We start from the raw sequence: 26,496 nt of genomic DNA on the forward strand, positions 1-26,496 counted from the left end.
GCGCAGGCCCGAGAGATGGGCAATGGGCCAGCCCCTGCAAAGCTTTCAACATTGTCCATAATGTCGGGGTGACGGCATCGGCGTGCCTTGCTTGACGCTTTGCTGCTGGGTCTCTAGGACGTGCCGGCAAGCTAGCCTGTGCTGTCGAGGCCACCCGTGACAATTGAAATCCCCGCCCATATGCATCCCAGCCGCTCGTTCCAGGGGCTGATCCTGACCTTGCACAACTATTGGGCGGCCTATGGCTGCGTCATCCTGCAGCCCTACGACATGGAAGTCGGCGCCGGCACGTTTCATCCGGCAACGACGCTGCGCGCGCTCGGCCCAAAACGCTGGAACGCTGCCTATGTCCAACCCTCGCGTCGTCCCAAGGATGGCCGCTATGGCGAGAACCCGAACCGGCTGCAGCATTATTACCAGTACCAGGTGATCCTGAAGCCGAACCCGCCCAATTTGCAGGAGCTCTATCTCGGCTCGCTGGCGGCGATCGGCGTCGATCCGCTGCTGCACGACATCCGCTTCGTCGAGGATGATTGGGAAAGCCCGACGCTGGGCGCCTGGGGTCTCGGCTGGGAATGCTGGTGCGACGGCATGGAAGTCTCGCAGTTCACCTATTTCCAGCAGGTCTGCGGCATCGAATGCGCGCCTGTGGCCGGCGAACTAACTTACGGGCTGGAGCGGCTGGCCATGTATGTGCAGGGCGTCGACAATGTCTACGACCTCAATTTCAACGGCCGCGAAGGCGCCGACAAGGTCACCTATGGCGATGTCTTCCTGCAGGCCGAGCAGGAATATTCGCGCCACAATTTCGAATACGCCAACACGGCGATGCTTCTGCGCCACTTCGAGGACGCCGAGGCCGAGTGCAAGGCGCTGCTCGACGCCGGCGCGCCGGCATCGAACGACAATCTGCCGATGCACCGCATGGTTTTCCCGGCCTACGACCAGTGCATCAAGGCCAGCCATGTCTTCAACCTGCTCGACGCACGCGGCGTGATTTCGGTCACCGAGCGGCAGAGCTATATCCTGCGGGTGCGCAATCTGGCCAAGGCTTGCGGTGAGGCATTTTTGAAGACGCAGGCGGGTGGCTTGGCGGCCTGAGTCTCAGGCCCGCTTCATCATCTCGAAGGAAGCTTTGATCGGCAGTATGTTCTGGCTGCTGGCACCGTCGATCGTGCGCAATGCCTGTCGAACGCCTGGCATCGAGAAGGCACCGTGAGCCTGCGCGGTGAAGCAGGCGCCGAGTGCGAGGATCTGCAGAAGTCTGGATGCCGTTTTCATGATCGTTGAGCCAAATGTTCCCTGCCTGAGCGTGGGTCGCTTCAGCGCTGCGTTCGGTTCATGGAAATCTTTGATCCAAGGACGGGTGGCGTGGTCTCGTCCCGACAGGGCGGTCAAAATTTGTGTAAAGGGTGACAGCAGCCAGCCGAGTTGCTATGCCCCGCCCGGACCACTCTCCCGCATGAGCTGACCCCGATGCCTGACCTGCTTCTAGAACTTCGCTCTGAGGAAATCCCTGCGCGCATGCAGCGCAAGGCGGCGGGTGATCTCAGGAAGATGCTGACCGACGGTTTGGTCGAGGCGGGACTGACCTATGAGGCGGCGCGCGAGTACTGGACGCCGCGGCGGCAGACCCTCGACATCAGGGGCCTGACCGCGCGCTCGAAGGATATAAGCGAAGAGATCAAGGGGCCTTCGACATCGGCGCCTGAACAGGCGGTCCAGGGTTTCCTGCGCAAGGCCGGACTTTCCTCGATCGCCGAGGCGCATGTCCATTCCGATCCGAAGAAAGGCGATTTTTATGTCGCCCACATTTCGAAGCCGGGCAGGGCGGCGGAGGAGATCATCGCCGAACTGGTGCCGGGCATCATCCGCAATTTTCCGTGGCCGAAATCGATGCGCTGGGGGCCGGCCTCGGCCAAGCCCGGTTCACTGCGCTGGGTACGGCCGCTGCAATCGATCCTGTGCACCTTCGGCCCGGAAACAGAGGAGCCTGTCGTGGTCGATTTCGAGATCGACGGCATCCGCTCCGGCAACATCACCTATGGCCACCGCTTCCATGCGCCGGATGCCATCACGGTGCGCCGCTTCGACGACTATGTCTCCAAGCTGGAAGCGGCCAAGGTCGTGCTCGATGCCGACCGGCGCAAGGAGATCATCCTTGCCGATGCCCGCAATCTCGCCTTCGCCAACGGGCTTGATCTGGTTGAGGACGAAGGGCTGCTGGAGGAAGTGTCCGGGCTGGTCGAATGGCCGGTCGTGCTGATGGGCGAGTTCGAGGAGGCATTCCTCGCCATTCCAGCCGAAGTGATCCGGCTGACCATTCGCGCCAACCAGAAATGCTTTGTGACGCGGCCGCAGGGTTTCGACGACGCGCTTTCCAATCGCTTCATCCTCACCGCCAATATCGAAGCGAGGGATGGCGGCAAGGAGATCGCCCACGGCAATGGCAAGGTGGTGCGCGCCCGCCTGTCCGATGCGCTCTATTTCTGGACGACCGACCAGGGCGACTTGCCTGACCTGCGTGAGCTCGAGGCATCGGCGGAAAAATTCGGGCTTGATCTCAAGAAGCCGCTCGACCAGCGCATGGCCCGCCTCGACCATCTCGGCGTGACTTTCCACGCCAAGCTCGGCACGCAAGGCGAACGGGTGGAGCGGATTGCGCGGCTTGCCGAGGAACTGGCGCCGATCATCGGCGCCGATCCGGCACTGGCGCGGCGCGCTGCCGTCTTGGCCAAGGCCGATCTCACCACCGAAGTCGTTGGCGAGTTCCCAGAACTGCAAGGCGCTATGGGTCGCAAATATGCGCTGCTTCAGGGCGAGCATGCATCGGTCGCCGCTGCAGCGGAGGAACACTACAAGCCGCAGGGCCCGTCCGATCGCGTACCGAGCGATCCAGTGTCGGTCGCTGTCGCGCTCGCCGACAAGCTCGATACGCTGGTCGGCTTTTGGGCGATCGATGAAAAGCCGACCGGGTCGAAGGATCCCTACGCACTGCGCAGAGCTGCTCTTGGGGTGGTGAGGCTGGTGCTGGATAACGAGACGCCGGTAAGCCTTCTTTCGATCGTAGCTGAACATCGAAGAATCATTGAAGACCAGATCGACCGCCGGCACGCTGAAGAGCAGGTCAAGTTGGGTGGCGACTATGTGAGTGCACGGGCGCACGCCGGCGACGGAAAGTCTGGGGATCGCGACCTCCTGGCCTTCTTCCACGATCGCCTAAAGGTCTACCTCCGCGATCAAGGCGCTCGGCACGACCTGATCGATGCGGTGCTGGCGACAGGTTCGCGCCCGATCTCCCCCCTAGAGGGGGAGATGTCGGCGAAGCCGACAGAGGGGGGCGCTGTCCCGCCGTCCTCTCAGCGCCAAGTACCCCCCTCTGCCCTGCCGGGCATCTCCCCCACAAGGGGGGAGATTGGCCAATCGTCCAATGACGACCTGCTGCAGATCGTGCGCCGGGTCGAGGCGCTGGGCTCCTTCCTCGACACCGAGGATGGCAAGAACCTGCTCGCCGGCACCAAGCGTGCGGCCAACATTCTGGCCGCCGAGGAGAAGAAGAAAACGGTGGTCGCCGAAACCGTTGAGTCGGCACTCTTGCGCGAGGATGCCGAGAAATCGCTGTTTGCGGCGGTGAATCAGGCTGAGAAGCAAGCCGGCGAAGCGATTCAAAACGATGACTTTTCCGCCGCCTTGCTGGCGCTTAGCGTGTTGCGCGAACCGGTTGATTCATTCTTTGAGCATGTTCTTGTAAACGATGAGGATCAGGCGGTGCGTGCCAACCGCCTGGCGCTGCTCGCCCGCATCCGCGCGGCCACCGGCCAGGTCGCGGATTTCTCGAAGATCGCAGGTTAAGGCGAAGAAAATATTCTTTGCCGCCGGCCGTTCGAGCCGGCTTACAGTCATATGGCGATGATCTCTCCGTGGCAAAAGGGACATGTTCCCCAACCCCACGGAGGCTTCTATGAATTCCGATCACGACATCGAAGTGACAGAAGAAACCCCGGCTTCCGCCGAGGCGCTTGAATCCGCTTCCGAAACCATCCTCGATCATGCCGCCGCCGCAGCGGTCGAAGCCGCTGACCTGTCTGATGACGACGAAGACGGCGACGATGAAGATGGCGAAGAGTCCACCGAAACTGCCACGCTCTCGGATGACGACGAAGATGAAGACGACGAGGACGAAGACGAAGACGACGCCGAGGATAGCGTGAAGGCTGAAGGCGACGAGTCCGAAGAAGACGATGACAAGGAAAAAGCCTGATTTTTTCAGCCGCCGGTTCCATCGATGGCAAGGCGGTGCTGAGGCGCCGCCTTTTCCTGTCAGTCGTCCCCGAAGCCGACTGTCAGCCGCCCCGGGCGACGGCCCGGTCAGTTCTCGAGAATGCTGACGCGCACGCTGTTTTCGTAGACATCGACCTGGATCAGCGGTTCGCCATTGACGATGGCGCGCTTGGTCGAGGAACTCATCGCGCCGCCGCGTTCCAGCATGCGTTGCAGGTCGGCGCGCTGGCCGTTGGTCCTGAACCAGCCATCACCCTCGTCGTCGCTGTCACGGCGGTGGAATTTGTGCCAGTTGGCGCGGTCCTGCCGCACCATCTGCGCGGCATTGTCCAGCGCATAGCCGTCACTCGCCTGATGGTCGCGATCGGAAATGCGCGCGACATAAGATCCCAGCATGTCGTCGGCGTGAGCTGCGAGGACGCCAAGCAGTGACGCCAGCAGAAGGCCAGCCCCGGTTACGATTCCAGCTTTTCTCATGGTCCCCCCCTTTACCCCCTAGTGATGAAATCCCGTCTGCCAAAACCGCCTGGCGAAATACAGGCGATGGCGTCCTGCGGCTGACATAAACCGAAACGGGGTTTGCTTGGCAATGGTGCGCCGGTCGCCAGACCGCCGTCAAGTCACGCCATCGATGTCAGCCTGTCTTCAAGCCGGGGCTATTTGGTGTAGCCGTTGGGAGGCATGCGCTGACCTGCAGCCGGCGCCGGGGGACTCGGCGGGGTGGGTTGGTTCTCGGTCCCCGAAGGGGCTGCGGAGGCGGTGGCCGTTGCCGGCGCCGTGCCAGCGGCCGGCGCAGTACCTGTCGCTGGTGCAGCGGTTGGCGCCGGTGCCGGGAAGTCGGGACCGGTAACGCCGCCACGAATGACCATCGGGCCCGGCTGGAAGCCGTGCCCGGTCGCGGGCTTGTCCGGGATCGCCGCCACCTTTTCATCGGTGACGTCGGGCTGCGCTTCCCCTTTTGCCACCACCGACCGCGCATCGCTGGCGTTGACTGCATCGGCGGTTCCAGGCTGGTTGGGGGCGCCGATCCTGACGATCGATGGTGTGGAGGATGGCGTGCCTGGAAAAACCAGGGATGACGCCTGGGCTTCGCCGGCCGCAGCAGCAAGAATGATACCCAGCAAGATACGCGCAGACACTGATATCGCTCCCCTTTGCCCAGAAGCTGTTCGATAGCAGGCCGGAATTGATGCCGGCTTTCGTGGAAACATAGCATTTTAGGGATTGATAAATCGCCAATGCTCCTGCTCGCCAACAATCGGTTACCCAACAGCCGACTTGCCCAACGGCCGCCATCGTACTACGCACCCCGCATCTGTGAGGTGACGAGAGTGGCTGAAATACTTGGCTCGGGCGAGGCGCTGGAGCGGGCGCTGGCGCTGCTCAGGGAGGGCGATGTCGTCGCCATCCCGACGGAAACCGTCTACGGGCTGGCCGGCGACGCCACCAACGGCATCGGCGTGGCGCGCATCTTCGAGGCCAAGGGCCGGCCACGCTTCAACCCGCTGATTGCCCATGTCGCAGACATGGCGATGGCAGAGCGCCTCGCGATGTTCGATCCGCTGTCCAGGAAACTGGCGCTGGCATTCTGGCCAGGTCCGCTGACGCTGGTGCTGCCGCAACGGCCCGGCAACGGCATCCATCCGCTGGTCACCGCCGGGCTCGATACGATTGCCTTGCGCATGCCGAGGGGCTTTGGCGGCGACCTGATCGCCAGGCTCGGCCGCCCGCTTGCCGCGCCCAGCGCCAATTCATCCGGCAGGATCAGCGCGACGACCGCGCAAGCGGTGGCGGCCGATCTCGGCGCGCGGATCAAGCTGGTCGTCGATGGAGGCGCGACCCCGATCGGGCTGGAATCGACCATCATCAAGGCCGAAGGAAACAGATTGCGGCTGCTGAGGCCCGGCGGCATCGCCGCCGAGGAGATCGAGGCGGCTATCGGCATGGAGCTGTTGCGCGGCGGCACCGCCGGTATCGAGGCGCCGGGCATGCTTGCCTCGCACTATGCGCCAGGTGCTGCGATGCGGCTCCATGCCGGCACGGTCGGCGAGGGCGAGGCTTTGCTCGGCTTCGGCAGCCAGAGGGCGCAAGGCTGGCGCCGCGCCGAAGCCTTCCTCAATTTGTCCGAAACCGGTGACCTGCGCGAAGCGGCGAGCAATCTGTTCGCCTATATGCAGGAGCTTGACCGCAGCGGCGCGCGGACCATCGCCGTCGAGCCGGTTCCCTTCGACGGGCTCGGCGAAGCGATCAACGATCGGCTGTCGCGTGCCGCCGCCCCTCGTGACATCCCACAACCCGCAACATAGTTTTTCCCCATGACCGAAATCACAGAGACACTCGATCCCGCTCTCATCGATCGCTTCACGGCGATCGTCGGCGACAAATATGCGCTGCGTGAAGAGCAGGATATCGCGCCTTACCTCGTTGAACGGCGCGGGCTCTGGCACGGCGCGACATCGTTGGTGCTGCGGCCGGGCAGCGTCGACGAAGTCAGCCGGATCATGCGGCTGGCGACCGAGACAGGCACGCCGATCGTGCCGCAAAGCGGCAACACCGGCCTGGTCGGCGCCCAGGTGCCGGACAGGTCCGGGCGCGAAATCGTCCTGTCGCTGTCGCGGCTGAACCGCATCCGTGAAATCGATGTCTTGTCCAACACGGTGACGGTCGAGGCCGGTGTCATCCTGCAGACGCTGCAGGAGGCGGCCGACGCCGCCGACCGGCTGTTTCCACTGTCGCTGGCCGCGCAAGGCTCCTGCCAGATCGGCGGCAATCTTTCCTCCAATGCCGGCGGCACCGGAGTGCTTGCCTATGGCAATGCGCGCGAACTCTGTCTCGGTGTCGAGGTGGTGCTGCCGACCGGCGAGGTGTTCGACGACCTGCGCAAGCTGAAGAAGGACAACACCGGCTACGATCTGAAAAACCTGTTCGTCGGTGCCGAAGGCACGCTCGGCGTCATCACCGCCGCCGTGCTCAAGCTGTTCCCGAAGCCGAAGGGGCGCGAAGTCGCCTTCGTCGGCCTGTCGTCGCCCGAGGCAGCACTTTCGCTGTTCAGCCTGGCCATGGACCGTGCCGGGGCAGCACTCACCGCTTTCGAACTGATCGGCAAGCGGCCCTATGATTTCACGCTGGCGCATGCCCAGGGCGTGGTGCGGCCGCTGATCGAGGACTGGCCGTGGTACGTGCTGATGCAGATTTCGTCCGGTCGTTCATCGGAGGATTCGAGAGCCTTGATCGAGGACGTGCTTTCGGCCGGCCTTGAACAGGAATTCGTCGGCGACGCCGTCATTGCCGCGAGTCTCACGCAGGGCGATGCCTTCTGGAATTTCCGCGAGCTGCTGCCCGAGGCGCAGAAGCCGGAGGGCGCCTCGATCAAGCACGACATTTCGGTGCCTATTGCATCGATTCCGCGTTTCATCGCGGAGGCTGCCGGCGCCGTGGCGTCGGTGAGCGCCGGTGCCCGCGTCGTCTGCTTCGGCCATATGGGCGACGGCAATCTCCACTACAACATTTCGCGGCCCGTCGACGGCGACGATGAGGCGTTCCTCGCTCTCTATCATCCCATGAACAAGGCGGTGCACGATGTGGTGCGCAGCCTGCACGGTTCGATCTCGGCCGAGCACGGCATCGGCCAGTTGAAACGCGACGAACTGATCGCCACCGCGCCGCCGATGGCGATCGATCTGATGCGAAGGGTTAAGGCCGCTTTCGACCCGGCCGGCATCATGAATCCGGGTAAGGTTATCTGATCCTTTCGACATCTTGTGGCTGGTGGGATTCCGATAACCATCCCTGAGATCAGCAAAATTTAACCGACTTTCTTAAGCGGGGCGGTAAGGAGCCCGCGCTACTGTCTCCATACAAACGAGGCCGGAAAAACCGGCCCGGAGAGAACCGGACACCGGCTCTCAGGAGACAGACAGGAAGGCCACTCTATGAACACCGGACTGAAGCCAGTCTGGGCGGGACGCAACATGCGTCTCGACCCATTCCGCCTGCCGCAAGTGGTGAGCTACGCGACTCGCGACGACTACGGCGATGTAACCTTCACCATCGACCAGCGCGGCGCCGTGATCCGCCGCCTGCTCGAGATGAGCGGCCTGCCCGCAATCATCGTTCTGCCCGCCAATGCGTTCCGCGGCGTTGCCGCCCGCGCCATGGAAGACCCGGACGGCAATGTCACGGTGACCCTGGAACTCCTGCACAACGACCCGATGCTGTCGGTGCCGCTGCTTGTGGCCGACGATCTCGACGATGTCGCAGCCGACTGGCGCGCCTGGGCCGACGCTTACCGTCTGCCGATGCTGCTGATCGAATCGGACGGCGTTGCCCGCACCCTGGAAGAATCGCTCGGCGCCGCCATCAAGACGCTGCCGCCGCAGGATCGGCGCAAGGGGCGGATTTCGAACACGCGCCGCCCGCGTTTCCTCGCTCGCCGCAGAGCAGGCGCCCTCGGTCTCAGGCTGGTCATCGACGGCCAGGAGATTATTTCGAGGGACTGAGCATGATCCCGCTGGGAATGCTGAAACGGGAAGCCGCTAAACCAGCGGCTTCAGCGCCACCCACACAGCGCCGCCGATCAGGCCGAGAAAGATCAGCCAGCCGACCTGGTTGTTCGACCTGAACAGTCGCAGGCATTGGTCCGGATTGTCGATATCCAGAACCGCGATCTGCCGCGCCATATGGGCGCCGGCGGCAATCAGCCCGGCCAGCGCCACCACCGGCGCCTGCGCCGACGCGAAGGCGATCGCAAAACAGATCAGCGCGCCACCATAAAGCCCTGCCAGCCACGACTTGGTGTTGTCGCCGAACAAGCGTGCCGTCGAGCGCACGCCGACAATGGCGTCATCTTCCTTGTCCTGATGCGCATAGATCGTGTCGTAGCCGATCACCCACAGGATCGAGCCGATATAGAGCATGATGGCAGGCCCATCGAGATCGCCGAACTCGACCGCCCATCCCATCAGCGCGCCCCAGGAAAAGGCAAGGCCAAGCACCAGTTGCGGCCAGTTGGTTATCCGCTTCATGAATGGATAGATGGCGATGACCGCCAGTGAGCAGATGCCGAGCAGGACGGCGAAGCTGTTGAACTGGATGAGCACGACGAGGCCGACCAGAGCCTGCAGGACGAGAAACAGCCATGCCCGCCGGCGGGTCGCCTTGCCCGACGGCAGCGGTCGCGAGCGCGTGCGCTCCACCTGGCTGTCGATGTCCTCGTCGACGAGGTCGTTGTAGGTGCAGCCGGCGCCACGCATGGCGATGGCCCCGACCAGGAAAAGCACGAGATACACTGGTGCCGGCAGCAGTGAGAGCAGCGGGTCGCCGGGACGCGGATAGGCGCTTGCCGCCAAGGCCGCCGACCACCAGCACGGCCACAGCAGCAGCTGCCAGCCTATCGGCCTGTCCCATCGGGCAAGCTGCGCATAGGGCCATATCGAGCGCGGCAGCACGCCGTAGACCCAATGGCCGTTCGGCGCATCGGCGACACGGCCCTGGGCCGCTTTCGACTGGATGTTTTCCATGTCCATGGAGTGGCAGCAGCGGCAGAAACCGTCAAGCGGCAAGCGGGAGAGTGGTGCACGTCAGCCTTTCACGAGGCAAAGATGTCGCGGGTGGCGAACCAGTCCCTGGCTACCTCGACGAAGGCCAGCGCTGCATTCGACACACGCTGATGCGTGTCATAGGTGAGCAGGATCCGCTGCATGGGCAGCGGATCGGACAGCGGCTTGCAGATGAGCGGCAGGCCGTCATAGCTGCGGTCGCCGTGCGGGCGGGTGTAGCTGACCGCGACTCCGAATCCGTTGGCGACCATGCTCCGCTGCAGTTCGAACGAGCTTGTCGTCGTATCGGCCACCGGCGAAAGGCCGCGGCTGCGAAACAGGTCGAGCATGTGCTGCCAGCTGTGCGGCTGGTCCGTCGTGATCAGCGGATAGGCGGCCAAATCGGCAAGGCTGACCGTTGGCCGGTCCGCCAGGGCATGGCCTGCCGGCAACAGCGCATGCGGGCGAAGTTCGCGCAACAGGATGCGGGCGAAATGCGTCGGCAGGCTGAGGTCATAAGTCAGGCCGAGATCGATGGCCGCATCACCCAGCCGTCGTCCCAGGGTCTCGAACGTCTCGTCGCGAACGACGATTTTGACGGCCGGATAGCGTTCGGAGAAGGCGCGGATCAAAGCCGGCGCGAAGAAAGGCGCCAGATCCTCGAAGCATCCCAGCACCAACTCACCCGCGACAGCCGATTTGCTTGAACCCAGGCCGACGAGTTCGTCCGTTTCGGTGAGAACCTGCCTTGCCTTGGCCACGACGGCGCGGCCGAACGATGTCGGCGACACGCCGCTTCCGCGCTGGCGGACGAACAGCTTCTGGCCGAAATTCTTTTCGACCGCGTCGATCGCCACCGAAATCGACGGCTGAGAGACGTTCAGCATCTTTGCCGCGCCGGTGACGCTGCCGTGACGCGCCACGGCAACCAGGTAGCGCAGCTGCGTGAGGGTCACACTCATAGGAGTACTCTATATATCGGATGGAAAGTTATTATTTTACTGAATGAATTGATACTGCGATAATGGCTTCATTCCAAGAGGAGAACGCCATGGCTTCCCAGACTGCCACCATCGACGCCACCATGATCGACGCGTCCACGATTGCCGACTATCAGCGTGACGGCGCTGTCTGCATTCGCGGCGCCTTCAAGGGCTGGGTCGACACGATTGCCGCCGGCATCGAACGCAACATGCAGAGCCGCAGCGCTACCGCATCCGACATCGCCAACGGCCGCGGCAGTTTCTTCGACGACTACTGCAACTGGGAGCGCATCCCCGAATTCGTCAGCCTGGTGCGGGACTCACCCGCCGCCGAACTGGCGGCGGGTGTGATGCAGTCGCGCACCGCGCAGTTCTTCCACGATCACGTGCTGGTCAAGGAACCCGGCACGCAGAAGCCGACGCCCTGGCATCAGGACATCCCCTACTATTTCGTCGATGGCCGGCAGACGGTGAGCTTCTGGATACCCATCGACCCGGTGAAGGAAGCGACGCTGCGTCTGATCGCCGGCTCGCACAAATGGGACAAGATGATCCTGCCGGTGCGCTGGCTCGACGACAGCAACTTTTATGCCGGCGAGGGCGACTATCTGCCGGTGCCCGATCCCGACAAGGATCCGTCGATGAAGGTGCTCGAATGGGAAATGGAGCCGGGCGACGCCATCCTGTTCGACTTCAGGACCGCGCACGGCGCCCGTGGCAATATGACCGCGGCGCGGCGCCGGGCGCTGTCGCTTCGCTGGGTCGGTGACGATGCGCGCTATGTCGAGCGGCCGGGCCGCACCTCGCCGCCCTATCATGGCCATGGCATGCAGCCGGGACAGAGATTGCGCGAGGATTGGTTTCCGGTGGTCTACCAGGGCTGAGGCGGCAGCCAGAATATGAGCGCCGGTATTCGAGGCCCATATTCTGGCTGGGGTAACGTTCCCGTGCGCAATTCCGATCAAAACACCCTGATGCCTTGACCCGTCGCCCGGAGAGCAATAGCGGGTGCTCCAAGAGACTGTTTCGAAATTCGCTCTGGCGAGTCATATGGTGGTGGTTTCGAGAACCGTAGCGGAGCGGACATTTGGTCCGTGAGCAACGGAAGCGCAGAAAACGCCATCAGATGGCCGCCAGAGCAGAATTTCGGCATCAAGAGGTGGCCATGAACGTTCTTCTTCTGGGCTCCGGCGGCCGCGAACATGCGCTCGCCTGGAAGATTGCCGCATCACCGCTGCTGACAAAGCTCTATGCGGCTCCCGGCAACCCGGGCATCGGCAGCGAGGCTGAGCTGGTGAAGCTGGATTTAGCCGACCACGCCGCCGTGGCCGCGTTCTGCCGGGAGAAAAAAATCGACCTCGTGGTGATCGGTCCGGAGGGGCCGCTGGTCGCCGGCATTGCCGACGATCTGCGCGCCGAAAATATCCGCGTCTTCGGTCCCTCCAAGGCTGCCGCACAGCTGGAAGGTTCGAAGGGATTCACCAAGGACCTCTGTGCCCGCTACGACATCCCGACCGCCGCCTATGGCCGTTTCAGTGATCTGGCCTCGGCCAAGGCCTATGTCGAAAAGACCGGAGCGCCGATCGTCATCAAGGCCGACGGGCTCGCTGCCGGCAAGGGCGTCACCGTCGCCATGACGCCCAGTGAAGCACAGGCAGCACTCGATGCCTGCTTCGATGGTTCCTTCGGCGCCGCCGGCGCGGAAGTTGTGGTCGAGGAATTCATGACCGGCGAGGAGGCGAGCTTCTTCTGTCTCTGCGACGGTAACACCGCGCTGCCCTTCGGCACCGCGCAGGATCACAAGCGCGTCGGCGACGGCGACACCGGTCCGAACACCGGCGGCATGGGCGCCTATTCGCCGGCACCGGTGATGACGCCGGAACTGGTCGAGCGCACCATGCGCGAGATCATCGAGCCGACCATGCGCGGCATGGCCGAACTTGGCGCGCCGTTCTCCGGCGTGCTGTTTGCCGGGCTGATGATCACCGACAAGGGACCGAGGCTGATCGAATACAACACCCGTTTCGGCGACCCGGAATGCCAGGTGCTGATGATGCGGCTGAAGGACGATCTGCTGGTCCTGCTCAACGCGGCGACCGACGGCCAGCTTGCGCATACTTCGGTGCGCTGGCGCGACGAGGCGGCACTCACCGTGGTGATGGCGGCGAGAGGCTATCCCGGCACGCCGGAAAAAGGCTCGGTCATCCGCGGCGTCGAAGACGCGGCGAGCGACGGTGTCGAGATCTTCCACGCCGGTACCGCCATCAATGGCGGCGCGCTGGTTGCCAATGGCGGCCGCGTCCTCAACGTGACGGCATCAGGCGCCACGGTCGGCGAGGCACAGAAACGAGCCTATGCCGCGCTTGACCGCATCGATTGGCCGGACGGGTTCTGCCGCCGCGATATCGGCTGGCAGGCCGTGGCGCGCGAACAGGGAACCTGAAGTTCCGCGTTGGCTCACCGCTGGCCGCGATCGAGTTCGGTGGAAGCGGTGCTGAGCGGATCGGACAAGGCAAAGGCAGCGTCGAGTTGTGCGGGCGAACGCCGCTCGGTCCGCTTCCAGGCGACATATTGGACAATGCCGAAACTCGGTCTCCGGGGCACCGTCTTCACGACTGGCATGCGGAAGCCGTCGCGGAAACGGGACCAGCGTGTGCCCAACGCTGCAACCATGTCCTCGAAAGTCGGCGGCGCGGCCACTGACGCATAGGTGATGGTGACATTGCCGGCGAGGCCGGCCTCGCGTGAGACCGGTAGCGGTATCGAGGCGAGATAGTCCGGCGGCACGTCGATAAGCCCACCGAACGGCCATTGCGCGCGCAGCGTGGCGGCGTCTGTCGGCGCGACATTCACGTCTATGTCGTTAGGCGTGCCGGCAACCCTGTAAGGGCAGCGGAAACGGCCGCAATTGGCTTGCGCCGAAAACTGCCAAAGTGCGTAGCCTTGCCAGTTGCCCATCGGGAAATGCACGTCGATGTCGTTGGTGTAGCGCGCATACCAGAGCGGCAGCCGCGACAGGAGCCGGTATCGGTAGCTGTTGTCGGCAATGTACTGGGCGGTCTTGCCGTTGGTGTACAGCACCGGGAAACGGCCGATGCGCCGATGCACATGGCGTACGAACTCCTCGGCATCGTCGAGCGACATCCATTGCGAGGGATCATTGCCCTCGATGTCGAGAGCTATGAGATCGTCCGGCGCAGGCTCGGCGAAATCGAGGAAATTGTTGGCCTGCTCGACCGGATTGCCGGGGCGGGCGAGGTGATAGGCGCCCCATTTCAGGCCGAGTGCCTTGGCGACCACCCGGCGCGTCTGGAACAGTTCGCGCGTCACCGCATGACGTTTCCACAGCGCCTTGCAAAGCTTCACCTCAATGTCGTTGCCCAGGCAGAAATAGGACGGCGGCATGCCGTCGGAGGCCTTGTTGATGAAGCCGACGACCCGCTTGTCGGTGGCGAGCTGGGCCCAGTCGATGGAATTGTATTCGTAGGCATCGACGACCAGAGCGCGGTCGGCGTTCTTCCACGGCTCGGAAAAATCCGAGGCCGTTGCCGCCGTCGAAAGCGCCATCGTCGCCGCAAGAGCGAGGAGCGCTGTGCGGCGAAGAAGGCGCACCGTACTTTTCAAAACAGGGAATCCCCGTTGATCAAAGGCAAATCCTGAACCGCCATGGTTAAGGATTTGCTTCGGCGGGAGACACGGCTGAGGTGGCCTTTGGTGGATCGACGATCAGGGTGAGATTTACCGGGATTCAACGACAAGCCGTTTGTAAGCATTCGCGGCTTTGCGTAGCGCTTCATTCGGCTCCGGCGGGTTCACAATCGCTGCCACCAAGGCGATCTGGTCCTCGATTGAAAGGCGGATGGCGGCAGCCTCGTCAATGGAGGGCTGCGCTGCTTCGGTGTGGGCAATACCGGTCTGTTCGTTTGGCATTATGATCACCTTTGGTCGAGCGTTCAGCGCCGGCTGAATGGCTAGAATTCAAACGGGTCCGGCGCCGGCTCTTGCCGCAGCGTGCCTTCGGCGGCGCGTTTGCGGTGGTGGGCGAGCGAACATTGCGGCGAGCACAATATGCCGCGATCCGACCAGTAGGCGGCACCGTGGTCCAGTCTGCCTCCATGGTAGCAGAACCCCTCCGCTCGATAGGGCAGGCCGCATTCGATGCAGCGGTAAGCGTCGGGTCTGGCAAGCATGGGCGGTTCCGGTCGGCGGGTTCTGATCTGTCGCCGGTTGATTTGATCCGGCGTCGATTGAATTTAATACGCGCCGCCGCGATTGCAAAATCCGCGTGACAAAATTTGACGTTTACGTAAAAAGAAGATGGGAGACCGCTGATACGGCGGGTGGTTTTGCAGCGGCACCGGCTCTAGGGTTGGGCGGGCCGATGCATCAGGAGGAGTGAGCGGCATGTATAGGGCACCGGTCGAGGATATCGCCTTCACGCTCAAGCACGTGGCCGGCATGAAGTCGGCGCTCGATGCCGGCACCTTCGGCGATCTCGGCGAGGATCTGGTCGATGCCGTTCTTGGCGAGGCCGGCCGTTTCGCCACCGAAGAGGTCGCACCGCTCTACACGATCGGCGATCGGCAGGGTGCGGTGCTGAACGGCGCCGCCGTCACCACGCCGCCCGGCTGGAAGGAACTCTATCGCCGCTGGATCGATGGCGGCTGGAACGCGCTCTCCGGGCCTGCGGAATATGGCGGCCAGGCGCTGCCGACCATGCTCGGCGTGGCCGCGCTCGAAATGTGGAACTCCGCCGCCATGGCCTTCGGCATCGGCCCGACGCTGACCATGGGCGCGGTCGAGGCGCTGGACAAACACGCCTCCGACGACCTCAAGGCCAAATATCTCGAAAAGCTCGTCTCCGGCGACTGGATGGGCACGATGAACCTGACCGAGCCGGAAGCCGGTTCGGACCTCGCCGCCTTGCGCGCCCGTGCCGAGCCGGCGGGTGACGGCAGCTACCGCATCTTCGGCCAAAAAATCTTCATCACCTATGGCGAGCACGATTTCACCGACAACATCATCCATCTGGTGCTGGCGCGGCTGCCCGATGCGCCGGCCGGCACGCGCGGCATATCGTTGTTCCTGGTGCCGAAATTCCTGGTCGGCGACGATGGCGCGCTCGGCGGCCGCAACGACGTCTTCTGTTTCGGACTTGAGCATAAACTCGGAATCCATGCCTCGCCGACCTGCACCATGATCTATGGCGACGGCTTCGAAGGGGCCGAACCCGGCGCCGTCGGCTGGCTGATCGGCGAGGAGAACAAGGGGCTAGCCTGCATGTTCACCATGATGAACAATGCGCGGCTTTGTGTCGGCATGCAGGGGGTGGCGGTCGCGGAAGCCGCAACGCAGAAGGCGATCGCCTATGCCAATGAGCGCCGGCAGGGCAAGGCCTCGAGCTACACTGGCACGGGTATGGCGCCTATCGTCCATCACCCCGATGTCCAGCGTAGCCTGCTGACCATGAAGGCGCTGACCCAGACCGCACGCGCCATCAGCTATTCCTGTGCCCACGCCATCGACATGGCCCGTGTCTCCGCCGGTGACGAGGCGGCACACTGGCGCGACCGCGCCAATCTGCTGACGCCGCTGGCAAAGGCGTTCTCGACCGATATCGGCGTCGAAGTTGCCTCACTCGGCCTCCAGGTTCATGGCGGCATGGGTTTCATCGAGGAGACGGGAGCGGCCGCCTTCTATCGTGACGCGCGCATCGCGCCGATCTACGAGGGCACCAACGGCATCCAGGCGATCGATCTGGTGATGCGCAAGCTGCCACTCGGCGGTGGCGACCATGTGCATGGTTACATCGCCGAACTGGCTGATATGGCCGCAGCGGTGCGGACCTCGAACATGAAGGGTTTCGGCCGCACCGCCGACGCTCTCGACGCGGCACTTGGCGATCTCAGCGAAGCGACCCGCTTCCTGCAAAAACTGACGGCCGATGGCCGGTCGGAAGAGGCGCTGGCAGGCGCCACGCCCTATCTCAGGCTGATCTCGCTTGCCGCCGGCGGCGCCTATCTGGCGCGCGGTGCTCTTGCCGATCACAACCGCATAGCGCTTTGCCGTTTCTTTGCCGAAAACCTGCTCGGCGAGGTCAGCGCCTTGAGGGCGCGCGTCATCGATGGCGCCGAAAGCCTCGCCGCTGCCGGCAAGACGCTCGTCTCCGCCTGACGTTTCACAAGGAAGACACCGTGACAGACCATATCCTCGTCGAGCGCCAGGGCGCCATCCAGATTATCCGCATGAACCGGCCGGACAAGAAGAACGCGCTGACGCGCGCCATGTATGCGAAAATGTCAAAAGCCCTGGCTGAAGGCGACGCCGATCCCGCGATCCGCGTCCATGTCTTCCTCGGCGTGCCCGGCGCTTTCTCCTCCGGCAACGACCTTGCCGACTTCATGGTCGTCGCCACCGGCGGCGACGGCGGCACCGAAGTCTGGGATTTCCTGATGGCCCTGGCCAAGGTCGAAAAACCCATGGTCTCCGGCGTCGACGGCATCGCGGTCGGCATCGGAACCACGCTCAACCTGCATTGCGACTTGACCTTCGCCACGCCACGCACCGTGTTCAGGACGCCTTTCGTCGACCTTGGCCTGGTGCCTGAGGCGGGATCGAGCCTTCTGGCGCCGCGCATCCTCGGGCAGCAGGGTGCCTTCGCGCTGCTCGGCCTCGGCGAAGGCTTTTCGGCTGAACGGGCGAAGGCCGCCGGCCTGATCTACGAGGTGGTCGAGGAAGCAGCGCTGGAGGCCTCGGTGCTGGCGGCGGCCGGGCAGATCGCGGCCAAGCCGCCGCAGGCGCTGAAGATCGCGCGCGACCTGATGCGTGGCTCGCGAGACGACCTCGTCGCCCGCATCGGCGAGGAAAGCGAGCATTTTCGCGAGCGGCTGAAGTCCGATGAGGCCCGCGCCGCGCTCACCGCGTTCATGACGAGAAAGAAGGCCTGAGCCTCTCCTTCAGGGATAAAGCCTCGTCTTATCCCAGGCGCCTTTCGCGTCGCGGCTGAAGACGAGCCGGTCGTGCAGGCGGAACGGCCTGTCGTGCCAGAACTCGATGGTGCTCGGCACGATTCGGAAGCCGGACCAGTGCTTTGGCCGGGGGATCTCGCCGATCGGATAGCGTGCCGTGTATTCTGCCACCGCCTTTTCCAGCGCAAAGCGGCTTTCCAGTGGTCGCGACTGTTTCGAGGCCCAGGCGCCGATGCGGCTGCCGCGCGGCCGCGTCGCGTAATAGGCGTCGGCTTCGGCGTCGCTGACGATCTCCACCGGTCCGCGAATGCGCACCTGGCGGCGCAGCGACTTCCAATGGAAACACATCGCCGCCTTCATGCTGCCAAGAATCTCCTGGCCCTTGGCGCTCTCGAAATTCGTGTAGAAGACAAACCCGCCTTCATCGAATCCCTTGAGCAACACCATACGCACATCCGGCATGCCGTCGGCATCGACGGTCGCCAGAGCCACGCCGTTGGGGTCGTTCGGCTCGCTTTTCGTTGCGTCGTCCAGCCATGCGGCAAAGAGGCGAAACGGCTCGGCAGCCTCGGTAAAGTCACCGCTTGTTAACTCAGTGTCACTCATAGTTTTTCTCAAATTGTCACGAAGCCAAGATTCTTACAAAACCAAGATTCTTAACGAAGCAAGGGGGAGGCTGCCGATTGTCGCGTATCGCGCAAGCTTTTGACAGCAGGCAATGGAGCGTTATCGCTTCGGCCAGCGCGAAAGCCGCGATCGTGGCGGTCGCCTTGCCGCTTGCCGCTTGTGGCGCCGGCGGCTTCAGCCTGGAAAAAGCCGAAGTCGACCGTTCGATTCTGACCAGCAGCACGTCGGCCTCGGCCGCGCCGGCCAATTTGGATCGCGACTCCGACCAGACGACGATCGGCAATGCAGTCTCCTCGGCCGACATTGAGCAGCTCGGCGGGCAGGCCGTCCCATGGGCCAATGCCGATACCGGCTCGCGCGGTTCCATCACCGATCTGGCGGAATTGAAGGACAACGGCCAGACCTGCCGCCGCTTCAAGGCCTCGCGCGAAAGCTTTGACGGCGTTGCCATGTTTGAAGGCGAACTGTGCCTGGCCAGCGCCGGCGGCTGGCGCATGCAGGACTTCAAGGCACTCTGAGCCTGATCCGCAAGCCGATCGGACCGGCTCTGATTTCCGCGTCTGATATGCGGCTCCAGCACTGGAATTTCTTCCTATGCGAGCGCATATAGGGGGCAGCTAGAGACTCAACTCTTCTCCAGGGCAGTAAGCATGCGCGACCCCTATGAGGTGCTGGGCGTTGCCAAGAACGCATCGGCTAAGGATATAAAATCGGCGTACCGGAAACTCGCCAAGAAGCATCATCCGGATCAGAACCCGAATGATCCCAAGGCGAAGGACCGTTTTGCCGCGGCCAACCAGGCCTATGAGATCGTCGGCGACGAAAAGAATCGCGCCGCTTTCGATCGCGGCGAAATCGACGCCGACGGCAAGCCGCGATTCCAAGGCTTTGAGGGCGCTGCCGGTGGCGGCGATCCCTTCGGTGGCTTCCGCCGGCAGCAAGGTCCGGGCGGTTCGCGGTTCGAATTCCGCTCCGGCCGACCGGGTGGCGATCCGTTCGACGGCAACAGCGACATCTTCAGCCAGATTTTTGGCGACACCTTTTCGGGCGCGCGCGGTCCCGGAACGGGCGATCGCCGCCAGCAGGCGACAGCAGCCGATCTGAACGTCACGCTCGATGTCACCATCGAGGAAGCGGCGACCGCCGAAAAGGTGACGGCGATGTTCCCCGACGGCCGCAAGGTGGCGGTCAAGCTGCCGGCCTATGTCGAGGATGGCCAGACCATCCGCCTCAAGGGCCAAGGCGAGCAGGGGCCGGGCCAGCCGGGCGACGCGCTGGTCAAGATCCATCTGCGCCGCCATCCACGCTACCGCATCGAGGGCCGCGACCTGCACGCCGATCTGCCGGTGGCGCTGGCGGATGCGGTGCTCGGCGCCAAGGTGCCGGTCGAGACGCCGACCGGGAGGCTCGCGGTCAACATTCCTGCCTGGTCGAGCTCCGACAAGGTCCTGCGGCTGAAGGGCAGAGGCCTGCCGGAAAAGGCCGGCGGCCACGGCGATCTCTACGCTCATGTGCGTATCATGCTGCCGGAAGGCGGTGATAGCGCGCTCGAAGCGCTGTTGCGCAGCCAAAAAGGCTGATCGGCGGCTTTTGTCCCCTGAACTGTCCGGTTTGAACGCTTGAAGGGGCTCTGTGCCTGTGCGATAGGGCAACCCACAAAGCTGAAATCTTGCGGAGAGCGCTCACATGGCGGGTGGACAGGGCCTAATGGCCGGCAAGCGCGGCCTCATTCTTGGCGTCGCCAACAACAGGTCGATCGCCTATGGCATCGCCAAGTCGTGCGTCGACCATGGCGCCGAGATCGCGCTGACCTATCAGGGCGAGGCGTTCAAGAAGCGCGTCGAGCCGCTGGCGGCGGAACTGGGCGCCTTTGTCGCCGGCCATTGCGACGTCACCGATCCGGCGAGCCTGGACGAGGTTTTCGCCAATGTCGCCAAACATTGGGGCAAGCTTGATTTCCTCGTCCACGCCATTGCCTTCTCCGACAAGGACGAGCTGACCGGCCGCTATGTCGAGACGACGCGCGACAATTTCCTGCGCACCATGGACATTTCGGTCTATTCCTTCACCACCATTGCGAAGCGCGCCGAGGCGCTGATGACCAATGGCGGCTCGTTGCTGACGCTGACCTACTACGGCGCCGAAAAGGTCATGCCGCACTACAACGTCATGGGTGTCGCCAAGGCGGCGCTCGAGGCCAGCGTGCGCTATTTGGCGGTCGACCTCGGCGCCAAGAAGATCCGCGTCAACGCCATTTCGGCCGGCCCGATCAAGACGCTTGCGGCCTCCGGCATCGGCGATTTCCGCTACATCCTGAAGTGGAACGAGTACAATTCGCCGCTGAAGCAGACGGTGACGCAGGAGGAAGTCGGCGATTCCGGCGTCTATTTCCTGTCCGATCTGTCGCGCGGCGTCACCGGTGAAGTGCATCACGTCGATTCGGGCTACCACGTCGTCGGCATGAAGGCCGTCGACGCGCCTGATATTTCGACGGTCAAGGACTAACGCCCGGCCAACCGTCGTCCGTCCCGATCCCGCACCGGAAGACCTGATGTACCCGCTGGTTTATATCGCGCGCCACGGCCAGACCGCGTGGAACGCCGAAATGCGGCTTCAAGGGCAGGCCGACACCGATCTCAACGCTCTTGGCCGCGAGCAGGCGACCGGCAACGGGCTTCGGCTAGCCGCGTTGGTCCCAAATCCCTGGGAGTTCGATTTCCTCGCCAGTCCGATGAAACGGACGCGCGAAACGATGCAGCGTATTCGCGCTGCGATGAAGCTCGATCCGGGTGCCTATCGAACCGACCCGCGCCTCGTCGAAGTCAATTTCGGCGATTGGCAGGGATTTACCTTTGCCGAACTCGAGACACGATATCCCGGAGCGAGCAGGACGCGCGCGCTGGACAAATGGAACTTTCAGCCGCCCGGTGAAGGTGCGGAGAGCTACCAGATGCTGCTCGAACGGGTGAGGCCATGCTTCGACGCGATCGAACGCCAGACGATCTCCGTGACCCATGGCGGCGTCATGCGCACCTTGTTTCGCTTCGTTCTGGGGCTGACCGAGAACGAGGCAGCGAACCTGGAAATACCGCACGATCGTTTGCTTAAGCTCGAAGGCAAAAGTCTGGAGTGGCTTTAGACCGTAAAGACCATTGGTCAGTGCCGCTCAGCGAAAACTGAATGGCAAACACTGCATTCAATTGAGGTTGGAAGCTCTAGTTGGCAGAGCTGTCCGGCAGTTCCATGTCGGTGACGATGTTTTCACCATTGGTTACATCGTAGGCGATGACGATGTCCATGCCCGGCTTCAGCGCGTCGAGATCGGTATCGGCGTTCAGCTTGTAGGACTTGCCGTCATCCAGCGTCAGCGTCGCCGTGTCCTTGTCGATCTTCTTGATCAGGCCTTCGGTCTGGCCGGCGAAAGCGGCGGTGGAAAGCAGCAGCGTGGCGGCAATGGCGCCAATCAGGGTACGCATAATCGTTCCTCTTATCATTGCACCGGCACGGTGGCGGCGGATACTCACGGCGGATGGAAGAAAGCAGAAACCAGCCGAATGTGTCAAAACTTAAACGGCTGGGATGACAGTTTGACCACTGCGAAAAACGCCAATAGAAGGCAGGCTTCAGCCGGCTCCGCTGCCGGGCAGGGCACTTTCCATGTCTCACAACACGTTCGGCCACCTTTTTCGCGTCACCACCTGGGGTGAAAGCCATGGCGCCGCCCTCGGCTGCGTGGTCGACGGCTGTCCGCCTGGCATCCGCTTTAAGCGCGACGACATCCAGGTCGAGCTCGATAAGCGCCGGCCGGGCCAATCACGTTTCGTGACGCAGCGTCGCGAACCAGATGAAGTGAAGATCCTGTCAGGCTTCATCCTCGACGAGGACGGCGAGACGATGATCACCACCGGCACGCCGGTGTCGATGCTGATCGAGAATGTCGACCAGCGCTCGAAGGACTATGGCGAGATCGCCCGCCAATACCGGCCCGGCCATGCCGACTACACCTATGACGTGAAATACGGGGTGCGCGATTATCGTGGCGGCGGCCGCTCCTCGGCCCGCGAGACGGCTGCCAGGGTGGCGGCCGGTGCCTTGGCGCGCAAGGTGGTTCCGGGCGTGGTGGTGCGCGGCGCGCTGGTGTCGATGGGCGAGAAATCGATCGACCGCGCCAACTGGAACTGGAACTTCATCGGCGACGCGGAAAATCCGTTCTTCACCCCCGATCCGGCTTCCGTTCCCGTCTTCACCAGCTATCTCGACGGCATCCGCAAGGCGGGCTCCTCGGTCGGCGCGGTGATCGAAATCGTCGCCGACGGCGTTCCAGCCGGCCTTGGCGCGCCGATCTATGCCAAGCTCGACCAGGACATCGCCTCCGGCCTGATGTCGATCAACGCCGTCAAGGGCGTCGAGATCGGCAATGGTTTCGAGGCCGCCCGTATCACCGGCGAGCAGAATGCCGACGAGATGCGCATCGGCAATGACGGCAAGCCGGTGTTCCTGTCCAACAATGCCGGCGGCATCCTCGGCGGTATCTCGACCGGCCAGGCGATCGTCGCCCGTTTCGCCGTCAAGCCGACCTCGTCGATCCTGACGCCGCGAAAGTCGATCGACAAGGACGGCAAGGACGTCGAGATCATGACCAAGGGCCGCCACGATCCATGCGTCGGCATCCGCGCCGTGCCGATCGGCGAGGCAATGGTTGCCTGCGCGATTGCCGATCACTATCTGCGGCATCGAGGGCAGACGGGAAGGGGAATAGGGGAATAGGGGAATATGTTGCGCTCTTAGCTCGGTCAGCCAAATTTTTGCTTTTCCCTACTCCCGTACTGCCCTACTCCCTTATTCCCCTGCGAGCGAAGCGAGTACCCATGCCTTACGACCAGAAGAAAATCGTCGAAGCCCTGCGTGCTTTCGAACGCGGCGAGATCGTCGTCGTCATGGATGATGACGGGCGCGAGAACGAGGGCGACCTGATCGTCGCCGCCGTCCACTGCACGCCTGAAAAGATGGCGTTTATCGTGCGCCACACCTCCGGCATCGTCTGCACGCCGATGCCGCGCGAGGAAGCCAAGCGGCTGAACCTTGCGCCCATGGTCGCCGACAACGATTCCGCCCACACCACCGCCTTCACCGTCAGCGTCGATTTCAAGCACGGCACCACGACGGGCATTTCAGCCGAGGACCGTACCCTGACCGTTCGCAATCTTGCCAACGGTAATGTCGGTGGCTCGGATTTCGTCCGACCCGGCCACATCTTTCCGCTGATCGCGCGCGAAGGCGGCGTGCTGATGCGCTCCGGCCATACCGAAGCAGCGGTCGACCTGTGCAAGCTCGCCGGCCTGCCGCCGGTCGGTGTCATTTCCGAGCTGGTCAATGATGACGGCACCGTCAAGCGCGGCCCGCAGGTGCAGGCTTTCGCCGAGGAGCATGGGCTGAAGCAGGTTTCGGTCGCCGACCTCATCGCCTACCGGCAGCGCAAGGAGACGCTGGTCGAACGCGTCGCGTGCTCGGAAATCGACACGCTCGGCGGCAAGGCACAGGTCTTCACCTATACGCTGCCCTGGGACTCCATGCATCACGTCGCGATCGTCTTCGGCGACATTCGTGACGGCGAGGAAGTGCCGGTGCGTCTGCATTCCGAGGATGTGGTGACCGATGTCTTCGGCACCAGCCACCGGCTCGACGCCATCATGAAGGCAATGGGCGAGCGCAGGCGCGGCGTCATCGTCTATCTCAGAGAAGGTTCCGTCGGCGTTGCGCATCAGGAACGCAAACGGCCGGCAAGCGGCGACCGTGAGGATCACGAAGAGGCTCGCCGCCGCGAAAACGAGTGGCGCGAGATCGGGCTCGGCGCGCAGATCCTCAAGGATCTCGGCATCTCCTCGATCAACCTGATCGCCTCGCGCGAACGCCACTATGTCGGCCTCGAAGGTTTTGGCATCCATATCGCCAAGACCGAGATCCTCTAATCAGATAGCGCCCGGCTCGAAACCGGGCGCTATCTGATTATTCCGCGGCAATCGCGGCCGCTTCACATCCGTCCATCTCGCACTCAGTCGTGGCAAGGCTGCGCTGGCCAAGCAGCACCGTGGCCAGCGCGATCGTGCCTGAAGCCACCGACACCCAGAACCCGCTCTGGGCGCCGAACGCGTCGACCACCGCGCCGGCCGCGAACGAGCCCAGCGCCATGCCGATGCCGATGCCGGTCATGACCCAGGTGATGCCTTCGGTCAGCATCGCCTCCGGCACATGCCGCTCGATCAGGCCGAAGGCCGTGATGAAGGTCGGCGAGATCGCCACACCGCTGATGAACACGGTCAGCGCCAGCAGCGGCACGGTGTCGGCGGCGAGCGGCAACAGCGTGCCGAGCGCGACGAGGGCGACTGCGATGGCCAGTTGGCGTTGCAGCGGCGCCTTCAGGCTGAGCGCGCCGACGATGATGCCGAGCACGAACGATCCCAGCGCATAAACGCCGATGACAAGGCTGGCGGCGCCGGGCTGGCCAAGCTCCTTGGTGATCGCCACGGTGGTCACTTCCGTCGTCGCGAAGGTTGCGCCGATGAAGATCAGGGCAAGCGTGATGATCTGAACCGGCCGCAGGCGGATCGCCGAGCCGCTTGAGCCATGGTCCACCGGCCGCACTTGCGGCTCCGTCGAGCGTTGCAGGATGAAGGCCGCTGATCCGAATGCGAGAAATAATGTGCTCACCAGAACACCGGCTTCCGGGAACAGAGCAGCACTGAGGCCGACCGACAGCGATGCCCCGGCGATATAGACCAGTTCATCGGCCACGGACTCGAAGGCGAATGCGGTGTTCATCTGCGGCCGCCCCCGGAAAATCTCCGTCCAGCGCGCCCGCACCATCGCAGGTATGCTTGGCATGGCGGCGGCCAGGAGTGCCGACACGAACAGCGTCCACACCGGCCAGTCCTGGTTGGCCGCCGCTATCAGGACGGCGAAAGCCAGCACCGCGATGATGGTGGTGGGCACGACGATTCGTGTCTGGCCCAGGCGGTCCACCAGTCTCGATATTTGCGGCGCGACGAAGGCGTTGGCCAGCGCGTATGTCGCCGAGACGGCTCCGGCCAGCCAGTATTCGCCACGCGTCTGCGACAGCATCGCCACGATGCCGATGGGCGCCATGGCGATCGGCAGGCGCGCCATGAAGCCGGCGGCCGCAAAGCCCTTTGCGCCGGGGGCACGAAAGATTTCCGCGTAAGGATTTTGCATCGGTTGGTTCCTCGACAAAGGACGATTGGACAATTACATACGGAGCGTATGATCATTAGATAGAGCATACGTCGCGTATGTCAATTGGCATACGTTGCGTATGTAAATAGGGCCAGAAGCCATGCACAGACCCCGCAAGGAGATGATCGCCGAGACGCGCGCAAAGCTGATCGCGGCGGCCCGTCATGCCTTCGGCACAACAGGCTATGCGGAAGCCTCGATGGATGATTTCACCGCTTCGGCCGGGCTGACGCGCGGCGCGCTCTATCATCATTTCGGCGACAAGAAGGGGCTGTTGCAGGCGGTCATAGCCCAGATTGACGGCGAGATGGCGGCGCGCATCAATGAGGTTGCGTCGAGAGCGCCGACCCGTTGGCAACATTTCGTCGACGAGTGCTCCACCTATATCGAGATGGCGCTGGAGCCGGAAATCCAGCGCATCATGTTCCGCGATGGCCCGGCCGTGCTGGGGGATCCAGCGCAATGGCCGAATGCCAGTGCGTGCATCGCTTCAATGACCGACCATCTGACCGCGCTGCAGGAGGAGGGGGTCGTTGTCTCCAGCCTCGACCCCGAAACGGCCTCGCGACTGATCAACGGAGCGAGCAGCCAGGCGGCGCAACGGATCGCCAATTCGACCGACCCCGAAGCGACGTCGAAGAAGGTGGTGACGGCGTTCAAGCAACTGCTCGAAGGCCTGCTCAAGAAGCCGGACCCGCAGTCGAATTGAAGTTCCCACCGGGCGTGGTGCCAGGCAGGGCTCCGAACTTAGCTTAACAAAAGGCCTGGCGGCAGCCAGTTCGGCGGTGTTGGCAGCTTTTGTGCCGGTAGCTTCTCGCGATAGGAATTTTTTCTTGACTGGGTGACCTC

The 26,496-nt window shown here is 63.3% G+C and carries 28 protein-coding genes; 17 read left to right on the forward strand and 11 right to left on the reverse strand.

What is annotated here, in order from left to right; genetic code table 11:
- Nucleotides 1-180: 180 nt before the first annotated feature.
- A complete protein-coding gene (locus tag NKJ37_RS01485; protein WP_056581147.1) occupies nt 181-1,101 on the forward strand; it encodes a glycine--tRNA ligase subunit alpha in 921 nt (306 codons plus the stop codon).
- A gap of 3 nt (nt 1,102-1,104) precedes the next feature.
- Here NKJ37_RS01485 and NKJ37_RS01490 read toward each other — a convergent pair whose 3' ends face one another.
- A complete protein-coding gene (locus tag NKJ37_RS01490; protein WP_164755492.1) occupies nt 1,105-1,281 on the reverse strand; it encodes a hypothetical protein in 177 nt (58 codons plus the stop codon).
- Nucleotides 1,282-1,476: 195 nt separating this feature from the next.
- Between NKJ37_RS01490 and glyS the strand changes: the two genes are divergently transcribed.
- Together glyS and NKJ37_RS01500 are read left to right on the forward strand one after the other, a co-directional pair.
- A complete protein-coding gene (gene glyS / locus NKJ37_RS01495; RefSeq protein WP_128302475.1) occupies nt 1,477-3,852 on the forward strand; it encodes a glycine--tRNA ligase subunit beta in 2,376 nt (791 codons plus the stop codon).
- Nucleotides 3,853-3,961: 109 nt separating this feature from the next.
- Entirely contained in the window at nt 3,962-4,261 is a 300-nt protein-coding gene (locus tag NKJ37_RS01500; protein WP_352772286.1) for an ATPase, read from the forward strand.
- Between the two features lie 107 nt (nt 4,262-4,368).
- Here the strand turns inward: NKJ37_RS01500 and NKJ37_RS01505 are convergent, their stop codons facing one another.
- Both NKJ37_RS01505 and NKJ37_RS01510 read right to left on the reverse strand, forming a co-directional pair.
- Nucleotides 4,369-4,758, reverse strand: a complete 390-nt coding sequence (locus NKJ37_RS01505) for a hypothetical protein (RefSeq protein WP_352772289.1) — start codon at nt 4,756-4,758, stop codon at nt 4,369-4,371.
- Between the two features lie 179 nt (nt 4,759-4,937).
- A complete protein-coding gene (locus NKJ37_RS01510) occupies nt 4,938-5,420 on the reverse strand; it encodes a hypothetical protein (protein ID WP_128302477.1) in 483 nt (160 codons plus the stop codon).
- 192 nt (nt 5,421-5,612) lie between these two features.
- Between NKJ37_RS01510 and NKJ37_RS01515 the strand changes: the two genes are divergently transcribed.
- From NKJ37_RS01515 to NKJ37_RS01525, 3 genes are all read left to right on the forward strand, one after another.
- Entirely contained in the window at nt 5,613-6,587 is a 975-nt protein-coding gene (locus tag NKJ37_RS01515) for an L-threonylcarbamoyladenylate synthase (protein ID WP_164892811.1), read from the forward strand.
- Nucleotides 6,588-6,596: 9 nt separating this feature from the next.
- Nucleotides 6,597-8,027 carry an FAD-binding oxidoreductase gene (locus tag NKJ37_RS01520; RefSeq protein ID WP_023808649.1) on the forward strand — a complete coding sequence of 477 codons (1,431 nt, stop codon included), beginning with the start codon at nt 6,597-6,599 and terminating at the stop codon, nt 8,025-8,027.
- Nucleotides 8,028-8,213: 186 nt separating this feature from the next.
- Nucleotides 8,214-8,780, forward strand: coding sequence for a DUF6101 family protein (locus tag NKJ37_RS01525; RefSeq protein WP_023808648.1), 567 nt, complete (start codon nt 8,214-8,216; stop codon nt 8,778-8,780).
- Between the two features lie 36 nt (nt 8,781-8,816).
- Here the strand turns inward: NKJ37_RS01525 and ubiA are convergent, their stop codons facing one another.
- Nucleotides 8,817-9,800, reverse strand: coding sequence for a 4-hydroxybenzoate octaprenyltransferase (gene ubiA / locus NKJ37_RS01530; RefSeq protein ID WP_352772368.1), 984 nt, complete (start codon nt 9,798-9,800; stop codon nt 8,817-8,819).
- A 68-nt stretch (nt 9,801-9,868) separates the two neighbouring features.
- On the reverse strand, nt 9,869-10,780 hold the full coding sequence (locus tag NKJ37_RS01535) for a LysR family transcriptional regulator (RefSeq protein WP_352722795.1): 912 nt from the start codon (nt 10,778-10,780) through the stop codon (nt 9,869-9,871).
- Nucleotides 10,781-10,869: 89 nt separating this feature from the next.
- Between NKJ37_RS01535 and NKJ37_RS01540 the strand changes: the two genes are divergently transcribed.
- Both NKJ37_RS01540 and purD read left to right on the forward strand, forming a co-directional pair.
- The gene (locus tag NKJ37_RS01540; RefSeq protein WP_352772293.1) at nt 10,870-11,685 is read left to right on the forward strand and encodes a phytanoyl-CoA dioxygenase family protein; all 816 of its coding nucleotides are present in this window, start codon (nt 10,870-10,872) and stop codon (nt 11,683-11,685) included.
- 281 nt (nt 11,686-11,966) lie between these two features.
- On the forward strand, nt 11,967-13,244 hold the full coding sequence (gene purD, locus NKJ37_RS01545) for a phosphoribosylamine--glycine ligase (RefSeq protein ID WP_352772296.1): 1,278 nt from the start codon (nt 11,967-11,969) through the stop codon (nt 13,242-13,244).
- A gap of 14 nt (nt 13,245-13,258) precedes the next feature.
- Here purD and NKJ37_RS01550 read toward each other — a convergent pair whose 3' ends face one another.
- From NKJ37_RS01550 to NKJ37_RS01560, 3 genes are all read right to left on the reverse strand, one after another.
- Nucleotides 13,259-14,368, reverse strand: a complete 1,110-nt coding sequence (locus NKJ37_RS01550) for a glycoside hydrolase family 25 protein (protein ID WP_352772371.1) — start codon at nt 14,366-14,368, stop codon at nt 13,259-13,261.
- Between the two features lie 171 nt (nt 14,369-14,539).
- Nucleotides 14,540-14,731 (reverse strand): type II toxin -antitoxin system TacA 1-like antitoxin, encoded by a 192-nt coding sequence (locus tag NKJ37_RS01555; RefSeq protein ID WP_352628619.1) that lies wholly within the window; start codon nt 14,729-14,731, stop codon nt 14,540-14,542.
- 41 nt (nt 14,732-14,772) lie between these two features.
- Complete coding sequence (locus NKJ37_RS01560) at nt 14,773-14,991, reverse strand: hypothetical protein (RefSeq protein ID WP_013532811.1); 219 nt, start codon at nt 14,989-14,991, stop codon at nt 14,773-14,775.
- Between the two features lie 214 nt (nt 14,992-15,205).
- Between NKJ37_RS01560 and NKJ37_RS01565 the strand changes: the two genes are divergently transcribed.
- Both NKJ37_RS01565 and NKJ37_RS01570 read left to right on the forward strand, forming a co-directional pair.
- Nucleotides 15,206-16,975: an acyl-CoA dehydrogenase family protein gene (locus tag NKJ37_RS01565; RefSeq protein ID WP_352439991.1), complete on the forward strand. Its 1,770-nt coding sequence runs from the start codon at nt 15,206-15,208 to the stop codon at nt 16,973-16,975.
- Nucleotides 16,976-16,995: 20 nt separating this feature from the next.
- Nucleotides 16,996-17,748 carry a crotonase/enoyl-CoA hydratase family protein gene (locus tag NKJ37_RS01570; RefSeq protein WP_352772300.1) on the forward strand — a complete coding sequence of 251 codons (753 nt, stop codon included), beginning with the start codon at nt 16,996-16,998 and terminating at the stop codon, nt 17,746-17,748.
- Nucleotides 17,749-17,757: 9 nt separating this feature from the next.
- Here the strand turns inward: NKJ37_RS01570 and pdxH are convergent, their stop codons facing one another.
- The gene (gene pdxH / locus NKJ37_RS01575; protein WP_352439989.1) at nt 17,758-18,375 is read right to left on the reverse strand and encodes a pyridoxamine 5'-phosphate oxidase; all 618 of its coding nucleotides are present in this window, start codon (nt 18,373-18,375) and stop codon (nt 17,758-17,760) included.
- A 77-nt stretch (nt 18,376-18,452) separates the two neighbouring features.
- Here pdxH and NKJ37_RS01580 point away from each other — a divergent pair, with 77 nt between their 5' ends.
- The 4 genes from NKJ37_RS01580 (at nt 18,453) to NKJ37_RS01595 (ending at nt 21,535) form a co-directional block, all read left to right on the forward strand.
- Nucleotides 18,453-18,914: an RT0821/Lpp0805 family surface protein gene (locus tag NKJ37_RS01580; RefSeq protein WP_023808636.1), complete on the forward strand. Its 462-nt coding sequence runs from the start codon at nt 18,453-18,455 to the stop codon at nt 18,912-18,914.
- Nucleotides 18,915-19,046: 132 nt separating this feature from the next.
- Complete coding sequence (locus tag NKJ37_RS01585) at nt 19,047-19,976, forward strand: DnaJ C-terminal domain-containing protein (protein ID WP_352772303.1); 930 nt, start codon at nt 19,047-19,049, stop codon at nt 19,974-19,976.
- A 106-nt stretch (nt 19,977-20,082) separates the two neighbouring features.
- Nucleotides 20,083-20,901 carry an enoyl-ACP reductase FabI gene (fabI, locus tag NKJ37_RS01590; RefSeq protein WP_023808634.1) on the forward strand — a complete coding sequence of 273 codons (819 nt, stop codon included), beginning with the start codon at nt 20,083-20,085 and terminating at the stop codon, nt 20,899-20,901.
- A 46-nt stretch (nt 20,902-20,947) separates the two neighbouring features.
- Complete coding sequence (locus tag NKJ37_RS01595) at nt 20,948-21,535, forward strand: histidine phosphatase family protein (protein ID WP_352772306.1); 588 nt, start codon at nt 20,948-20,950, stop codon at nt 21,533-21,535.
- 76 nt (nt 21,536-21,611) lie between these two features.
- Here the strand turns inward: NKJ37_RS01595 and NKJ37_RS01600 are convergent, their stop codons facing one another.
- Complete coding sequence (locus NKJ37_RS01600; protein ID WP_352772308.1) at nt 21,612-21,872, reverse strand: DUF1344 domain-containing protein; 261 nt, start codon at nt 21,870-21,872, stop codon at nt 21,612-21,614.
- 181 nt (nt 21,873-22,053) lie between these two features.
- On the opposite strand from NKJ37_RS01600, the gene aroC reads away from it, so the two are divergent.
- Both aroC and ribB read left to right on the forward strand, forming a co-directional pair.
- The gene (aroC, locus tag NKJ37_RS01605) at nt 22,054-23,163 is read left to right on the forward strand and encodes a chorismate synthase (protein ID WP_352772311.1); all 1,110 of its coding nucleotides are present in this window, start codon (nt 22,054-22,056) and stop codon (nt 23,161-23,163) included.
- 101 nt (nt 23,164-23,264) lie between these two features.
- Nucleotides 23,265-24,365, forward strand: coding sequence for a 3,4-dihydroxy-2-butanone-4-phosphate synthase (ribB, locus tag NKJ37_RS01610; protein ID WP_127268178.1), 1,101 nt, complete (start codon nt 23,265-23,267; stop codon nt 24,363-24,365).
- A gap of 37 nt (nt 24,366-24,402) precedes the next feature.
- On the opposite strand, the gene NKJ37_RS01615 is transcribed toward ribB, so the two are convergent.
- Nucleotides 24,403-25,626, reverse strand: a complete 1,224-nt coding sequence (locus NKJ37_RS01615) for an MFS transporter (RefSeq protein ID WP_352772314.1) — start codon at nt 25,624-25,626, stop codon at nt 24,403-24,405.
- Between the two features lie 121 nt (nt 25,627-25,747).
- Here NKJ37_RS01615 and NKJ37_RS01620 point away from each other — a divergent pair, with 121 nt between their 5' ends.
- Nucleotides 25,748-26,356 (forward strand): TetR/AcrR family transcriptional regulator, encoded by a 609-nt coding sequence (locus tag NKJ37_RS01620; protein WP_352772316.1) that lies wholly within the window; start codon nt 25,748-25,750, stop codon nt 26,354-26,356.
- Nucleotides 26,357-26,496: the final 140 nt, after the last annotated feature.

The sequence above is a fragment of the Mesorhizobium sp. M0140 genome (genome assembly GCF_040322475.1).
Lineage (GTDB): Bacteria > Pseudomonadota > Alphaproteobacteria > Rhizobiales > Rhizobiaceae > Mesorhizobium.

Excerpts from the sequence above, each read along its gene's own strand:
- NKJ37_RS01485 (WP_056581147.1), top strand. The coding sequence starts at position 181 with ATGCATCCCAGCCGCTCGTTCCAGGGGCTGATCCTGACCTTGCACAAC.
- NKJ37_RS01490 (WP_164755492.1), bottom strand. The coding sequence starts at position 1,281 with ATGAAAACGGCATCCAGACTTCTGCAGATCCTCGCACTCGGCGCCTGC.
- glyS (WP_128302475.1), top strand. The coding sequence starts at position 1,477 with ATGCCTGACCTGCTTCTAGAACTTCGCTCTGAGGAAATCCCTGCGCGC.
- NKJ37_RS01500 (WP_352772286.1), top strand. The coding sequence starts at position 3,962 with ATGAATTCCGATCACGACATCGAAGTGACAGAAGAAACCCCGGCTTCC.
- NKJ37_RS01505 (WP_352772289.1), bottom strand. The coding sequence starts at position 4,758 with ATGAGAAAAGCTGGAATCGTAACCGGGGCTGGCCTTCTGCTGGCGTCA.
- NKJ37_RS01520 (WP_023808649.1), top strand. The coding sequence starts at position 6,597 with ATGACCGAAATCACAGAGACACTCGATCCCGCTCTCATCGATCGCTTC.
- NKJ37_RS01525 (WP_023808648.1), top strand. The coding sequence starts at position 8,214 with ATGAACACCGGACTGAAGCCAGTCTGGGCGGGACGCAACATGCGTCTC.
- ubiA (WP_352772368.1), bottom strand. The coding sequence starts at position 9,800 with ATGGAAAACATCCAGTCGAAAGCGGCCCAGGGCCGTGTCGCCGATGCG.
- NKJ37_RS01535 (WP_352722795.1), bottom strand. The coding sequence starts at position 10,780 with ATGAGTGTGACCCTCACGCAGCTGCGCTACCTGGTTGCCGTGGCGCGT.
- NKJ37_RS01540 (WP_352772293.1), top strand. The coding sequence starts at position 10,870 with ATGGCTTCCCAGACTGCCACCATCGACGCCACCATGATCGACGCGTCC.
- purD (WP_352772296.1), top strand. The coding sequence starts at position 11,967 with ATGAACGTTCTTCTTCTGGGCTCCGGCGGCCGCGAACATGCGCTCGCC.
- NKJ37_RS01550 (WP_352772371.1), bottom strand. The coding sequence starts at position 14,368 with ATGGCGCTTTCGACGGCGGCAACGGCCTCGGATTTTTCCGAGCCGTGG.
- NKJ37_RS01555 (WP_352628619.1), bottom strand. The coding sequence starts at position 14,731 with ATGCCAAACGAACAGACCGGTATTGCCCACACCGAAGCAGCGCAGCCC.
- NKJ37_RS01560 (WP_013532811.1), bottom strand. The coding sequence starts at position 14,991 with ATGCTTGCCAGACCCGACGCTTACCGCTGCATCGAATGCGGCCTGCCC.
- NKJ37_RS01565 (WP_352439991.1), top strand. The coding sequence starts at position 15,206 with ATGTATAGGGCACCGGTCGAGGATATCGCCTTCACGCTCAAGCACGTG.
- pdxH (WP_352439989.1), bottom strand. The coding sequence starts at position 18,375 with ATGAGTGACACTGAGTTAACAAGCGGTGACTTTACCGAGGCTGCCGAG.
- NKJ37_RS01585 (WP_352772303.1), top strand. The coding sequence starts at position 19,047 with ATGCGCGACCCCTATGAGGTGCTGGGCGTTGCCAAGAACGCATCGGCT.
- fabI (WP_023808634.1), top strand. The coding sequence starts at position 20,083 with ATGGCGGGTGGACAGGGCCTAATGGCCGGCAAGCGCGGCCTCATTCTT.
- NKJ37_RS01595 (WP_352772306.1), top strand. The coding sequence starts at position 20,948 with ATGTACCCGCTGGTTTATATCGCGCGCCACGGCCAGACCGCGTGGAAC.
- NKJ37_RS01600 (WP_352772308.1), bottom strand. The coding sequence starts at position 21,872 with ATGCGTACCCTGATTGGCGCCATTGCCGCCACGCTGCTGCTTTCCACC.
- aroC (WP_352772311.1), top strand. The coding sequence starts at position 22,054 with ATGTCTCACAACACGTTCGGCCACCTTTTTCGCGTCACCACCTGGGGT.
- ribB (WP_127268178.1), top strand. The coding sequence starts at position 23,265 with ATGCCTTACGACCAGAAGAAAATCGTCGAAGCCCTGCGTGCTTTCGAA.
- NKJ37_RS01615 (WP_352772314.1), bottom strand. The coding sequence starts at position 25,626 with ATGCAAAATCCTTACGCGGAAATCTTTCGTGCCCCCGGCGCAAAGGGC.
- NKJ37_RS01620 (WP_352772316.1), top strand. The coding sequence starts at position 25,748 with ATGCACAGACCCCGCAAGGAGATGATCGCCGAGACGCGCGCAAAGCTG.